The organism is Marinactinospora endophytica, assembly GCF_054780875.1.
Genome location: NZ_BAAGVM010000001.1, coordinates 79,054 through 92,725, shown reverse-complemented (window position 1 = coordinate 92,725; position 13,672 = coordinate 79,054). Strand labels below are relative to the sequence as shown.

General features: G+C 71.5%; 13 protein-coding genes. 2 read left to right on the top strand and 11 right to left on the bottom strand.

What is annotated here, in order from left to right; translation table 11 throughout:
• Positions 1–76 precede the first annotated feature (76 nt).
• The 8 genes from ACYVHU_RS00415 to ACYVHU_RS00380 form a co-directional block, all read right to left on the bottom strand.
• Complete coding sequence (locus tag ACYVHU_RS00415) at positions 77–562, bottom strand: CinA family protein (protein ID WP_078760124.1); 486 nt, start codon at positions 560–562, stop codon at positions 77–79.
• Entirely contained in the window at positions 559–1,164 is a 606-nt protein-coding gene (pgsA, locus tag ACYVHU_RS00410; protein WP_078760123.1) for a CDP-diacylglycerol--glycerol-3-phosphate 3-phosphatidyltransferase, read from the bottom strand. Before pgsA ends, ACYVHU_RS00415 begins: the two co-directional genes overlap by 4 nt.
• The gene (gene rimO, locus ACYVHU_RS00405) at positions 1,161–2,603 is read right to left on the bottom strand and encodes a MiaB/RimO family radical SAM methylthiotransferase (RefSeq protein WP_498947325.1); all 1,443 of its coding nucleotides are present in this window, start codon (positions 2,601–2,603) and stop codon (positions 1,161–1,163) included. Before rimO ends, pgsA begins: the two co-directional genes overlap by 4 nt.
• A gap of 128 nt (positions 2,604–2,731) precedes the next feature.
• Positions 2,732–3,712: a helix-turn-helix domain-containing protein gene (locus tag ACYVHU_RS00400; RefSeq protein ID WP_159457208.1), complete on the bottom strand. Its 981-nt coding sequence runs from the start codon at positions 3,710–3,712 to the stop codon at positions 2,732–2,734.
• Between the two features lie 240 nt (positions 3,713–3,952).
• Positions 3,953–6,442, bottom strand: a complete 2,490-nt coding sequence (locus ACYVHU_RS00395; protein ID WP_078760120.1) for a DNA translocase FtsK — start codon at positions 6,440–6,442, stop codon at positions 3,953–3,955.
• A gap of 113 nt (positions 6,443–6,555) precedes the next feature.
• Positions 6,556–8,241, bottom strand: coding sequence for a ribonuclease J (locus ACYVHU_RS00390; RefSeq protein WP_078760119.1), 1,686 nt, complete (start codon positions 8,239–8,241; stop codon positions 6,556–6,558).
• Entirely contained in the window at positions 8,238–9,215 is a 978-nt protein-coding gene (dapA, locus tag ACYVHU_RS00385) for a 4-hydroxy-tetrahydrodipicolinate synthase (RefSeq protein WP_078760118.1), read from the bottom strand. Before dapA ends, ACYVHU_RS00390 begins: the two co-directional genes overlap by 4 nt.
• Positions 9,216–9,303: 88 nt before the next feature.
• On the bottom strand, positions 9,304–9,681 hold the full coding sequence (locus tag ACYVHU_RS00380; protein ID WP_078760117.1) for a phage holin family protein: 378 nt from the start codon (positions 9,679–9,681) through the stop codon (positions 9,304–9,306).
• Between the two features lie 221 nt (positions 9,682–9,902).
• Between ACYVHU_RS00380 and ACYVHU_RS00375 the strand changes: the two genes are divergently transcribed.
• A complete protein-coding gene (locus ACYVHU_RS00375) occupies positions 9,903–10,445 on the top strand; it encodes a GNAT family N-acetyltransferase (protein WP_078760116.1) in 543 nt (180 codons plus the stop codon).
• A gap of 106 nt (positions 10,446–10,551) precedes the next feature.
• On the top strand, positions 10,552–11,421 hold the full coding sequence (locus ACYVHU_RS00370) for a 1,4-dihydroxy-2-naphthoate polyprenyltransferase (protein WP_078760115.1): 870 nt from the start codon (positions 10,552–10,554) through the stop codon (positions 11,419–11,421).
• A gap of 23 nt (positions 11,422–11,444) precedes the next feature.
• Here the strand turns inward: ACYVHU_RS00370 and ACYVHU_RS00365 are convergent, their stop codons facing one another.
• Genes ACYVHU_RS00365 through ACYVHU_RS00355 form a run of 3 tightly spaced genes read right to left on the bottom strand, consistent with a single transcriptional unit; the run spans position 11,445 to position 13,670 of the window.
• Positions 11,445–12,236 (bottom strand): urease accessory protein UreD, encoded by a 792-nt coding sequence (locus ACYVHU_RS00365; RefSeq protein ID WP_498947324.1) that lies wholly within the window; start codon positions 12,234–12,236, stop codon positions 11,445–11,447.
• Positions 12,236–12,967 (bottom strand): urease accessory protein UreG, encoded by a 732-nt coding sequence (gene ureG / locus ACYVHU_RS00360; protein ID WP_078760113.1) that lies wholly within the window; start codon positions 12,965–12,967, stop codon positions 12,236–12,238. Before ureG ends, ACYVHU_RS00365 begins: the two co-directional genes overlap by 1 nt.
• Positions 12,960–13,670 carry an urease accessory protein UreF gene (locus ACYVHU_RS00355; protein WP_078760112.1) on the bottom strand — a complete coding sequence of 237 codons (711 nt, stop codon included), beginning with the start codon at positions 13,668–13,670 and terminating at the stop codon, positions 12,960–12,962. The genes ureG and ACYVHU_RS00355 overlap by 8 nt, the downstream gene beginning before the upstream one ends.
• Between the last annotated feature and the right edge of the window lie 2 nt (positions 13,671–13,672).

Sequence of the window (13,672 nt, the reverse complement as noted above, 5' to 3'; positions counted from 1 at the left end):
TGTTCGCTGGAGGGGTAACACGATCTTGGTGAGGGTTTGTTCCCCCCAGGGACGGGCTTGAACGGCTCGGGGGCCGCTATTTCGGCGTGGTTTGCGCCACGCTGGAGCAGAGCAGGAGAAGTGCCTGGTCAACGGTATCGCGCCGGATGGCCTCGCGGTCACCGCTCAGCCGGAGTTCCGTCACCTGGCGCAGTCCTCCGGGACCCGCGACCCCGACGAAGACGGTTCCCACCGCCCTGCCGTCCTGGGGTTCGGGTCCGGCCACCCCGGTCACCGAAAGGCCGTATGTGGCCGTGAGGAGTTCACGTACCCCCTCCGCCATCGCCAGGGCCACATCGGGGTGCACCGCGCCGTGGTCCTCCAGGAGCGCGGCTGAGACGCCCAGGACATCGGCCTTGACCTCCGTGGCGTAGGAGACCACCGCCCCGCGGAACACCGCCGACGCCCCGGGGACGTCGGTGAGCGCCGCCCCGATCAGCCCACCGGTCAGCGACTCGGCGGCGGCCACGGTCGCCGAGCGCTCACGCAGCAGCGCCTGCGCCCGTTCCGCCAGGTCGCTCACCCGGCTCCGCCTCCCGCACGCGCCTTGGCGACGCGACGCATCCGCAGCGCCTGCACGACGTAGTCGACACCGGTGACCACCGTCACGGCGAACGCCGCGGCCATGATCACGTGCGCCACGAAGTGCAGCACGTCGGGCAACGGGAACAGGTAGACGGCGATCGCGACGATCTGGAGCACCGTCTTGAGCTTGCCGCCGCGGCTGGCCGGGATGACGCCGTGCTTGATCACCGCGAAACGCAGCGCGGTGACCCCCCACTCGCGGAGCAGGATCACGATCGTGACCCACCACCACAGGTCCCCCAGCATCGACAGCACGACGAGCGCGGCACCGGTGAGGGCCTTGTCCGCGATCGGATCGGCCACCTTGCCGAAGTCGGTGACGAGGTTGCGCTTACGCGCGATGTCGCCGTCGATCTTGTCGGTGATCGCCGCGAGGACGAAGATCGCGAACGCCGCGAAGCGCCAGAGCGGGTGGTCCAGGAACATGAAGACCACGAACAACGGCACCATCAGGAGCCGGCTCACGGTCAGGATGTTCGCGATGTTCCACACCGGCACGTTGTCGGAGGGAACCGCCGCGGGATCCGAAGCGCCGTTCATCGCGGCTCCGCTCCGTCGGTACGCGCCTCGGCGACCAGGTCCGCGCCCATCGCCTCGACGACGCGGGCGCGGACGATGTCCCCGACCTTCAGGTCCGTCGCGGCGTGCAGGATCGTGCTGCCGTCCACCTCGGGCGCCTGGTGTTCGGCGCGCCCCTCGTAGACGCCGTCACCGAGGTCCGTCTCGACGAGCACCTCGACGGTGGAGCCGACGCGCTCCTCGGCGCGCTGCGCCATGAGCTCCTCGGCCAGCCGGTTGAGCCGGTCCACGCGCTCGGCGATGACGTCCTCGGGGAGCTTGCCCTCGTGTCCCGCCGCCTCGGTCCCGTCCTCGTCGGAGTAGCCGAAGACGCCGATCGCGTCGAGGCGGGCCTCCTCCAGGAAGGCCACCAGGTCGGCGAACTCCTCCTCGGTCTCGCCGGGGAAGCCCACGATGAAGTTGGACCGGGCACCGGCCTGTGGCGCCTTCTCGCGCACGGTGCGCAGCAGGTCCAAGAAGCGCTCGCGGTCGCCGAAGCGGCGCATGCGGCGCAGCAGCGTCCCACTGGCGTGCTGGAAGGACAGGTCGAAGTAGGGAACGACACCGGGGGTCGAGGTGAGCACGTCGATCAGGCCCGGGCGGACCTCCGCCGGCTGGAGGTAGCTCACCCGCACGCGTTCGATACCCGAAACGGCGGCCAGGCGCGGCAGCAGCTTCTCCAGCGCGCGCAGGTCCTTGAGGTCCTTGCCGTAGGAGGTGGAGTTCTCGCTCACCAGGAACAGTTCACGGACGCCCTGTCCGGCCAGCCACTCGGCCTCGCGCACCACGTCGTCGGGCTGACGCGAGACGTAGGCGCCGCGGAAGGCCGGGATCGCGCAGAACGTACAGCGGCGGTCGCAGCCGGAGGCGATCTTGAGGTTGGCCACCGGTCCGCCGGTGAGCCTGCGCCGGGGGATGTAGGGACCCGAGGCCGGCGCGACGCCCTCGGGAAGCGGTTCGATGCTCGCGTGTCCGGGGACGTGCACGCCCTGGGCGGCGGAACGCTCCACCGGCGAGATCGGCAGCAGCGTGCGCCGGTCGCGCGGGCTGTGGGGGACGAGCGAGCGGCCGGCGAGCACGTCGTCGAGTCGGTCACCGATCTCGGCGTAGTCGTCGAATCCGATCACCTGGGCTTCGGGAAGGGCCTCGGCCAGCTCCGAGCCGTAGCGTTCGGCCATGCACCCCGCGGCGACCACCTTGGTGCCGTCCTCGGCAGCGTTGAGCAGTGCCTCGATGGAGTCCTGTTTCGCGGCCTCGATGAAGCCGCAGGTGTTCACGACGACGACGTCGACACTCTCGCCGTCGCCGGGATCGACCAGCTCCCATCCACTGGACGCCAGACGTCCGGCGAGTTCTTCGGAGTCAACCTCATTTCGCGCACACCCCAGGGTGACGAGCGAAACAGTACGGCGCGATGACATAGCTTCCAAGGTTACGGGAGATCACGAGCGCGGCACTCTGCCGCTGTCTCCAGGGTAGGTCGTCCCCGAGGGATGTCAGGCCCTCGGGGACCGCCTCGACGGTCTCGCCCTCCCCTGTCGAGGTGTCCTCATCCCGCCGACGGGGGCCGCGGTGCCGCCGCCTCCTCTTCGGGGACGTCCCGGTTTCCGGTGTCCTCCCCGCCGGCGGGTCCGCCCGTGTGGGGTTGCGCGGGGAGCCCTTCGCCCTGTTCCCCTTCCCCGCCCACACCGGGCTGCTGGCGCTGTGGCGGCGTGGAGGGCTGGTCCGGGGTCTGGGGCTGGGGCTGCTGGGAGCGCCACGGTTGGGACGGGTCCAAGACGACGGCTCCCGTCCTCCCCTCCGGGCCGAAGGTGAGCTGCATCACCTGTCCGGGCGGGCCGGGCACCTCGGCCGCCTCTCCGTTGGCCTCGACGCTGACCGCCCCGGCGTCGCCGACGTGCACGCGAAGTTCCTTCGCGTCAGCCCACTCCCGGCTCTCGCCCTGCTCCAGGAATCCGGCGAACAGTTCGCGGCCGTCCGCGGTGGTCACGCCGATCCAGGTGCGTTCCTGGGCGGTGGCGCGGACCACGACCCCGTCGTTGACGCGGCGCGGCCGGTCGTCGGGGCGTTCCTTGGCCTCGGTGAGCCGTTCCGGAGCCCCCGACGGCTCGACGGCGATGATGTGGGCGGCCGTGGGGTCGTCGGACCTGGGCCAGGCGTTGGCCACCGCGAGCAGGCCCATGCCGGTGATGACCGCGGCCACCATGACCGGCCACCGGCGGCGCGCGGGGCCGCGGACCGCATCGGGGGCGCTGGCCACGAACAGTTCGTCGGCGGTCCTGGGCTGTGGGGCGCGTTCGGCGTGCTCCTGGTTGAAGCGCTCGATCAGAGGTTCCGGATCGATCCCCAAAACGCGACAGATAGCACGAATATGGCCACGCGCATAGAAGTCCCCTCCACACGCGGCGAAGTCATCGCGTTCGATCGCCTCGATGACCGGTTCGGTGATGAAGGTGCGTTCGCTCAGTTCGGCAACCGAGCGCCCGGCCTGTTCGCGGACGCCCGCGAGCGTCTGGCCGATCGTCGTCATACCCGCTCCCCCGATCCGGGTGTGTCCACCCGTCAGTCCACTGGAGCCCGGCCGCCCGCGGGAACGGCGCCGTGCTCCCCGTCCCGACCCTGGCCAGCACACAGCGCCGGCCGTCCATCCCTCACTGTGCCCTTCAGGCGACATCCGTCGATACTGGACACGCCACCACACGAGTTCAAAAAACGGTCATGACGTACGGAACCGCGCGCTTCCCCCGAAAAGCCCGGTTCCCGTGGCGGCCTACACGCGCAGCCCGGCCAGGGTCTCCTCCAGTTCCTCGGGTTTGACCAGGACCTCCCGCGCCTTGGACCCCTCGCTCGGCCCGACGACGCCGCGGCTCTCCATGAGGTCCATGAGCCGGCCCGCCTTCGCGAAGCCGACACGCAGCTTGCGTTGCAGCATCGAGGTGGATCCGAACTGCGTGGTGACGACGAGTTCGATGGCCTGCACGAGCAGGTCCAGGTCGTCGCCGACCTCCTCGTCGATCTCCTTCTTCTTCGCCTCGGCGACGCCGACGTCCTCGCGGTAGCTGGGCTGGGCCTGCTTCTTGCAGTGCTCGACGACCCCGCGGATCTCCTTCTCCGAGACCCACGCGTTCTGCAGGCGGATGGGCTTGCTCGACCCCATGGGCAGGAACAGGGCGTCGCCCTTGCCCACCAGCTTCTCCGCGCCCGGCTGGTCCAGGATGACCCGGCTGTCGGACAGGCTGGAGGTGGCGAAGGCCAGCCGGGAGGGCACGTTGGCCTTGATCAGACCGGTGACGACGTCGACGCTGGGGCGCTGGGTGGCCAGCACCAGGTGGATCCCCGCGGCCCGGGCCAGCTGGGTGATGCGCACGATCGCGTCCTCGACGTCGCGTGGTGCGACCATCATGAGGTCGGCGAGCTCGTCGACGATGACCAGCAGATAGGGATAGGGCTCGTACACCCGTTCGCTCCCCGGCGGGGCGGTCAGCTCCCCCGCCCGCACCGCGGCGTTGAAGTCGTCGACGTGGCGGTACCCCGACGCGGCCAGGTCGTCGTAGCGGCGGTCCATCTCCCCCACGACCCACTGCAGGGCCTCGGCGGCCTTCTTGGGGCTGGTGATGATCGGGGTGATGAGATGGGGGATCCCCTCGTACATCGTGAGCTCGACGCGCTTGGGGTCGATCAGGATGAGACGCACCTCGTCGGGCGTCGCGCGCATCATGATCGAGGTGATGAGCCCGTTGATGCAGGTCGACTTGCCCGCGCCGGTGGCGCCGGCGACGAGCACGTGCGGCATCTTCGCCAGGTTGGCGACCACGTCCGCCCCTTCGACGTCCTTGCCCAACCCCACCAGCATGGGGTGGTCGTCGGAGGTCGCGGCGGCGGAGCTCATGATGTCGCCGAGGCTGACGATGTCCTTGTCGGTGTTGGGGATCTCGACGCCGATCGCGGACTTGCCGGGGATCGGCGAGAGGATGCGCACGTCGGCGCTCTTGACCGCCAACGAGATGTTCTTCGTCAGCGCGGTCACCTTCTCGACCTTCACCGCGGGGCCGAGCTCGATCTCGTAGCGGGTGACCGTCGGCCCACGGGTGAACCCGGTGATCTCGGCGTCGACGTTGAACTGCTCCATGACGCCGGTCAGCGCCTCGACGACGGCGTCGTTGGCCTTGGTCCGCGGCTTGGGCGGGGTTCCCGGCTTGAGCAGACGCGGTGGCGGCAGCTCGTAGTCGCCGTCGACCACCCGCGACGGCAGGGCCAGCTGTTCCACGCTGCGCGGCGCGGGCGTCGGCTCAGGAGGCGGCGGGGGCGCGGGACGCTGCGGCGCGGTCTCGACGACGGGGGTGTCGTAGGGGCGCTCGTTGGCTCCGGCCACGCTCTCCGCCGGCCCGGTGAGGGGCGCGGTCTCGTCGGAGGGGGCCGCCGTGGCGGGGGAACGCTTGCGCTTGGGCCGGTTCCCGCCCCCCGAACGCTTCGGGGCGGGCGGCGCCGGAGTCTCCTCCCGCGCGACGAGGACCCCGAACGCCTGACGCAGACGTTCGGGAACGCGGTGAACCGGTGTGGCCGTGACCACCAGCAGGCCGAACAGCATGAGGAGGAACAGCAGCACCCCCGTCACCCACGGGGTGAGCAGCTCGCTGAGCGGTCCGGACGCCGCGAAACCGATCAACCCGCCGGCCCGCTGGATCGCCTCCTGGCCGTCGGAGGGCCAGGGCACCCCATGAACGATGTGGACCAGGCCGAGCAACCCCGCGACGAGCGCCGTGGAGCCGATGAAGAGCCGTCCCGCGTCGGTGGGGCCGTCACCGGGCGTGCGCATGAGCCGCCAGGCGAACGGCAGGACCAGCAGTGGCAGGACCGGCGAGAAGGTCCCGAAGGCGCCGAGCACCACCATGCGGGTGAACTCCAGCAGCGGCCCCTCGGTCTCCCACCACACGGCCGCGGCGACGAGCAGGCCGACCGCCAGGAGGACCAGCCCCAAGCCGTCACGGCGCAGGTCGGGGTCGAGGTCGCGTGCGCTGCGCCCGGCCGCCCGCGCGATCCCCCCCGCCGTGTGGGCCAGCACCTTCCAGATCATCAGGAGGAAGCGGCCCACCAGGGCGAACAGCAGGGCGATGGGGCCTTCCGAGGACGTCGCCGAAGGCGTGCGGGCCTTGGCCCGGGAGGCGGCCGGGCGCCGGGCGGGAGGCTTGCCTCCCGACCCGCCGTTGCGGGACGTTCCGCCGCCGGAACGCCGAGGGGTCTTGGGCGCGCGGGTGACCATGCTGCGCAGCCTACTAAGGAAGACCCGGCCGCTTCACGCTCCGCCGACGGGGTGTCGGGCCCTCGGAGACGACCGCCGGCCCGTCCCGGGACGTGGCCGGCGGAGGTGGTCGGTCAGATCTCGACGACGACCGGGACGATCATCGGGCGACGACGGTAGGTCTCGTTGACCCAACGGCCGATGCCCCTGCGCACCAGCTGGCGCAGTTGCGCCGGATCGGTGATGCCGTCCGCGGCCGCCTGTTCGAGCGCGTCCTGGATCTTGGGGATGACCTCGTCATAGGCGTCGACGTCGATCCCCGAACCGCGGGTGTGGATCTCGGGCTCGCCGATGATCTTGCCCGACTGGGAGTCCACGGCGACGATCACCGAGATGAACCCCTCCTCACCGAGGATGCGCCGGTCCTTCAGCGCCGACTCGGTGACGTCGCCGACCGACGTGCCGTCCACGTAGACGTAGCCCGCCGGGACCGCCCCGACGATACGGGCGCGCCCCTTGTGCAGGTCGACGACCACGCCGTCCTCGGCGATGACCACCTGCTTCTCGGGCACGCCGGTGAGCATCGCCAGCTGCGCGTGGGCGCGCAGGTGCCGCCACTCGCCGTGCACCGGCATGAAGTTGCGCGGACGGACCATGTTGAGCACGTAGAGCAGCTCGCCGGCCGAGGAGTGCCCCGAGACGTGCACGAGCGCGTTGCCCTTGTGCACGACCTTGGCCCCCCAGCGGGTCAGGCCGTTGATGACCCGGTTGACGGAGTTCTCGTTGCCCGGGATGAGCGAGGAGGCGAGCACGACCGTGTCGTCCTTCTCGATGCGGATCTGGTGATCGCGGTTGGCCATCCGGGTCAGCGCCGACATCGGCTCCCCCTGGGAGCCGGTGGAGACGAGCACCGCCTCGTTCGGCGGCAGGTCGTCGAGCTCCTTGACGTCGACGAGCAGGCCCCCCGGGACGGAGAGGTAGCCGAGGTCGCGCGCGATGTTCATGTTGCGGACCATCGAGCGGCCGACGAAGGCGACCTTGCGGCCGTGCGCGTGCGCCGCGTCCAGCACCTGCTGCACCCGGTGGATGTGGGAGGCGAAGCAGGCGACGATGATGCGCTTGTCGGCCTTGGCGAAGACGTTGTCGATGACGCCGGCGATGTCGCGCTCGCTCGTGACGAACCCCGGCACCTCGGCGTTGGTGGAGTCCGACAGCAGCAGGTCGACCCCCTCGGCGCCGAAACGCGCGAAGCCGGCGAGGTCGGTGAGACGGCCGTCCAGCGGGAGCTGGTCCATCTTGAAGTCGCCGGTGTGCAGCAGGGAGCCGCCCGGCGTGCGGATCCCGACCGCCAGCGCGTCGGGGATCGAGTGGTTGACCGAGAAGAACTCGCAGTCGAACTGCCCGAAGGAGCGCCGCTCCCCCTCGCTGACCTGGACCAGCTCCGGCTTGATGCGGTGCTCACCGAGCTTGGCCGACAGCAGCGCCAGGGTCAGCCGCGACCCCACCAACGGGATGTCGGGGCGTTCCCGCAGCAGGAAGGGCACCGCGCCGATGTGGTCCTCGTGGCCGTGGGTGAGGACCAGCGCCTCGACGTCGTCGAGACGGTCGCGGATGTAGTCGAAGTCCGGCAGGATGAGATCGATGCCGGGCTGCTCCTCCTCGGGGAAGAGCACGCCGCAGTCGACGATCAGCAGCTTGCCGCCGTACTCGAACACCGTCATGTTGCGGCCGATCTCGCCCAACCCGCCGAGGGGGACGATCCTCAGCGTGCGGTCGGGCAGCGGCGGCGGCGGGCCCAGTTCGGGATGCGGGTGACTCATGCGGATCCTTCCGTCAACCGTTCCACTCCCACCGCGCTCGCCGGCACGGCCTGGTGCGGCGCGAGACCGATCGGCCCCTTGACCCCCGCCGCCGCGAGGTCCTCACGCAGAAGCGTCTGGAGCTCGGGCGAGGCGTCGGCGAGCGGCGTGCGCACCGCCCCTCCTGGCAGGCCGAACATGTTGAGCACCGCCTTGGTGGTGATGACTCCCTGGGTGCGGAAGATGCCCGTGTAGACGGGCGTGAGCCGGCGGTGGATCGCCAGCGCCCGGGAGACGTCACCGGAGTGGTAGGCGTCGATCATCTCGTGGAGATCGTTACCCACGATGTGGCCGACGACGCTGACGAAACCGACCGCGCCGATCGACAGCATCGGCAGGTTGAGCATGTCGCTGCCCGAGTAATAGGCCAATCCGGTGCGTTCCATCACCCAGGAGCTGGCGCCGAGATCGTCCTTGGCGTCCTTGTTGGCGAGGATGCGCGGATGTTCGGCCAGTCGGACCAGCGTCTCCGAGGCGATCGGCACCCCGGTGCGTCCGGGGATGTCGTAGAGCATGACCGGCAGACCGGTGGAGTCGGCGATCGCGGTGAAGTGGCGCAGCAGCCCCTCCTGGGGCGGCTTGTTGTAATAGGGGGTGACTGTCAGCAGACCGTGCGCGCCGGCGCGCTCGGCCGCCTTGGCGAGTTCGATGCTGTGCCGGGTGTCGTTGGTGCCGACACCGGCGATGACGGTGGCGCGGTCGCCGACCGCTTCGAGCACGGCACGCAGCAGCCGGTCTTTCTCGTCGTCGGTCGTGGTCGGGGACTCCCCGGTGGTACCGCTGACGACGAGGCCGTCGTTGCGCTGCTCATCGACCAGGTACGTGGCGAGACGCGCGGCGCCGTCGTAGTCGACGTCGCCGTTCTCGTGCATGGGCGTGACCATCGCGGTCACCATCTGACCGAAGGGCGCGTTCGGCGTAGTGCTGCCTACCATGCAGCAAACGGTACCGCGAATAGCGGGCGAACGACGCCAAGCGCCCCGGTCAGGGGCGGCCCGGGCGTCGTCCGCCCTGACGCGCGGGTCAGTCGTCGCGGCCGCCCACGAAGAGGCTCAGCAGCCAGCTGACGACGGCGATGATGATGGCGCCGAAGAAGGCCGGCCAGAACCCGCTGACGGTGAAGGGAACCCCGAGCAGGCCCGCGATCCATGCCGTCAACAGGAGCAGCAGGGCGTTGACGACCAGGGCGATCAGGCCCAGCGTGAGGACGTAGAAGGCACACCCGACGGTCTTGACGATGGGTTTGATCACGGCGTTGACCAGACCGAAGATCACGCCGACCACGAGGTAGACGCCGATCGCGCCGGCCGTGGTGGTGGTCTCGATATCGACGCCGTCGACGAGGAGGACCGCGGCCCACAGCGCGATCGCGTTGACGATGATCCGAATGATGACGCTCACTCCCACGATGCTGCCATGCCCGCGCGTCCCCGTCCTACGCCCCCTCCCGAGGATGGGGGAAAAGTCCGGGGAAGACCCGACCCGTTTCAGGGGCGGGTGGTTCGGGACGGCCCGCCCCGGCGCTCCCGGGACGGGCACGCCGTGATGTGGCGGGGGACGGGGATACCTGGGACGATGCGTGCCGACCCACCGGCCACCGGACAACGGATGAGGGCGTCCCCGTGACGACACAGCGTTTTGTGCGCTCCGCCCGGAGCGAGGACATCGACGAGATCGTGGAAGCGCAGGTGGCGTCGTGGCGCGACGCCTACCGTGAGGCGTTTCCCCCGGCCGTGCTGAGCGAGATGACCGGGGAGGAGGCGGGTGGACGCTTCCGGGAGCGCTGGCGCGAGGCGGTCGAGCACCCGCCGACACCGCGCCACCGTCTCCTGGTGGCGACGGACGAGGGGAGGGTGGCCGGGTTCACGGCCTTCGGGCCGGCCGGCGACCCCGACCTGTGGCCCCGCACCGACGCCGAACTCTACGCGCTGCACGTCCATCCGCGCCTGATCGGACGCGGGCACGGCAGCAGGATGCTCAACGCCGCGGTGGACTACCTGCTGGACGACGGTTTCGGCGTGGTCCACCTGTGGGTGCTGCGGGAAGGGGACCCGCTGCGTTCCTTCGCCGAGGCCGCGGGGTGGCGTCCCGATGGCGCGCGCCGCGAGCTGGACCTGGGCGCCGCCGTGCCGATGATCAGGTTGCGGGCCGCCATCGGAGGCTGACCTGGTTGCCTTCCGAGCGGGGATACGGTTGTGACGAACGTGAGGAAACGGACCAGGCGCCGTGATGCGATCGCGCCGGCCGGCGAGGTGAAAGAAGGTCTCCTGCGTGGCCACCGTCAGCGAGTGGGTTGCGGGCGCGCGCCCGCGGACGTTGCCCAATTCGATCGTCCCCGTGGCGGTGGGCACCGGCGTCGCGCTGGGGTCCGGCGCGGCGGTGTGGTGGAAGGCCGCGCTGGCCATGGTCGTCGCCCTCGCCCTGCAGATCGGGGTGAACTACGCCAACGACTACAGCGACGGGATCCGGGGGACCGACACCGACCGGGTGGGGCCGGTCCGGTTGACCGCGACCGGGCTCGCCGCCCCTAGACGGGTCTTCACCGCCGCCTGGGCCTGTTTCGCGGTCGCCGCGGTCACCGGTCTGGTCCTCGTCGCCACCTCGTCCTGGTGGCTCCTGCTGGTGGGCGCCGCCGCGATCGTCGCGGCCTGGTTCTACACCGGCGGGCGCACCCCCTACGGCTACCGGGCGCTCGGCGAGGTCTCGGTGTTCGTCTTCTTCGGCCTGGTGGCCGTGGTGGGAACGGTGTTCGTCCAGGTCGGCTCGGTCCCCTGGCAGGGCTGGGTGGCCTCGGTGCCCATCGGGCTGTTGTCGTGCTCGGTGCTGGTCATCAACAACCTGCGGGACATCCCCACCGACACCGCGACGGGTAAGCGCACCCTGGCCGTGGTGCTCGGCGACGCCGGTACCCGGCGGTTGTACCTGGCCTGCGTGGTGGGCGCCTTCGTCCTCGCCCTCGTCACGGCCGTGGCCGCGCCGTGGGCGGCGTTGGTGTTGCTGGCGGCGCCGTTGGTGATCGCGCCCTGCCGCCGTGTCCTGTCCGGGCAGCAGGGACGCGATCTCGTCCTCGGCCTGGGCGAGACCGGCCGGGCCCAGCTCGCCTTCGGCGTCTTGTACACCGTGGGGCTGGCCCTGGCCTGAGCCGGCGTCGCCGGGCGGCCGGCTCAGGCGTGGCCGCCCCAGGCGTGCCAGACCGGCGTGAGCGCCTCGTCCACCAGGTAGGTCTGCCGGGCGAGGGCACGGGTGATCGCCCCGGGACCGGCCAGGTCCATCCGTCCGGGGCCATGGGGCCCCTCGGGGGTGCGCCCGAACAGTCCGACCTGGCCGAGGACCCGCGCGCCGCCGAGCATCCCCGGCAGTTCGCGCAGTCGGGGGTCACGCAGGTCGAGCTCCTCGACGAGGAGGTCGGCCCCCTCCCCCCGCACACGGGTGAGGGAGCGCAGCGCGCCCCCGCGCTCCCCCGACCGGCCGAGTACCAGCGTCTCGTGCCACAGCAGCTCGGCCCCCGGCGCCAGGCGCACGTCGATCTCGCGCAGCACGTCCGCGCCGTCGGAGACGATGAAGGACGGCTCCCTCCAGGACATCCGCGCCCCCTCGGCCAGGGTCACCTCGGCCCTCCAGGCGGCCCGGCCGCCGCGCGCGTTGTAGGCGACCGTCCCGTTGGGATCGACCAGTTCCAGGTGCGCGCCGGGCCCGACGTGGACGCGCAGCCGCAGGTCGTCGCCGGCGCACAGCGAGGCGCGGATCGCCGCGAGCGCGACGCGCAGCGCGGGCCCGGGACGACGCATGACCCGGGGCAGGAGGAAGGTCCCGGCCTCCAACGCGACCGGGAGCGTCCGGCCGCCGAACCGGGCCACCTCGATCGTCGTGGGCCGGGACGGCGCGAGCCCCCCTCCGGAGGGCTCGGCGCCGAGGGACACCAGGACCTCCGGACACGGCGCTGTCAGCGCTCCCATCAGTGGGCGTGGAGGGCGTGCCCGTGGCCGTGCCCGTGGTCGTCCGGGCCGTGGCTGTGCGGCGCCATCGGACCCGGGTCCTGCGGCACGTGGTCACCCCCGCGGTGGGCGGCCAGGATCTCGCGTACCCAGGCGCACAGTCGCGCCACCGAGGCAGCGTCGTGGCGGGACAGCGCCAGCACCGGACGGCCCTCGCGGGCCTTCTCCGCGTCGGCGACCATCAGGTCGACGTCGACCCCCACGTGGGGGGCGAGGTCGGACTTGTTGACGACGAGCAGGTCGGCGCGGCCGATACCCGGCCCTCCCTTGCGGGCGACGTCCCCACCTCCGGCGACGTCCAGGCAGAAGATCTGGGCGTCGATGAGCGCGGGGCTGAAGGTGGCGGTGAGGTTGTCCCCGCCGCTCTCCACCAGCACCAGGTCCAGCGGGGCGAACTCCTCCTCCAGGTCCTCCACGGCGTCGAGGTTGGCCGTGATGTCGTCCCGGATGGCGGTGTGCGGGCAGGCCCCCGTCTCGACGGCCCGGATGCGCTCGGCGTCGAGGACCCCGGCCGAACGCAGGAAGCGGGCGTCCTCGTCGGTGTAGATGTCGTTGGTGACGACGGCCATGGCCAGCTCACCGGCCAGTTCGCGGCACAGGGTCGCGATGAGCGAGCTCTTTCCCGTCCCCACCGGGCCGGCCACGCCAAGGCGCAGCGTCTGTCGGGTGGCGGGGGATGCGGTCTCAGGCAACGAAGAGTCTCCTTGTCGCGTAGGTGTGCTCGCCGGCCCACTGGTCGATCAGCGGTGCCGAGCGAGCCGGAAGGTCGTCGGGGCCCTCGGTGGCCACGGCGGCGCGCACGCTCGCCTCGATGTCGGGAGCGGCGTCGAGGAGCCACTGGGCCGTGGTCAGCGGATCTCCGGGGTGGAGCTTCAGCGCGGCGGCGGTGACGGTCTGCACGTCGTCGTAGAGCACCGCCCGCGCCGCCTGGGCCTCGGTCATGCCCAAGGCGGCGCCGAGCGCGCCGATCACGACGGGGCGCATCGGCCGGAGGCCGGGGACGGCCTGGGCCGCCGTGGACAGGCCGACCACGGCGGGGTGGTCGCCGCGTACCCGCCGGGCGAGCCGCGCCAGGCCGCGGCCGAGCGCGGCCGACGCCTCACGCAGGGCGTGGCTGGGCGTGCGCGCGGCGAGGGCGGCCTGGACGGTGGTGTAGTCGACCGGTTCGTCCAGGCCGGCGCGCAGGGCGAGCACCGCCGCGGCGGCCTCGGTGCGCGCCACGGTCCGCAACCGGGCGCTCAGGTAGTCGGGGATCCGTTCGCCGGGCAGCCCGGCGGCGAGGGCCGCCTCCAGGGTCGCCGAATGGGCGTGCCCCCCGGTGGGCAGGCGCGCGTCGGCCAGCAGCAGCGCTCCGAGTTCCCCCGTGCCCTCGCCCACGTCGTCTCCTCTCCCCATGT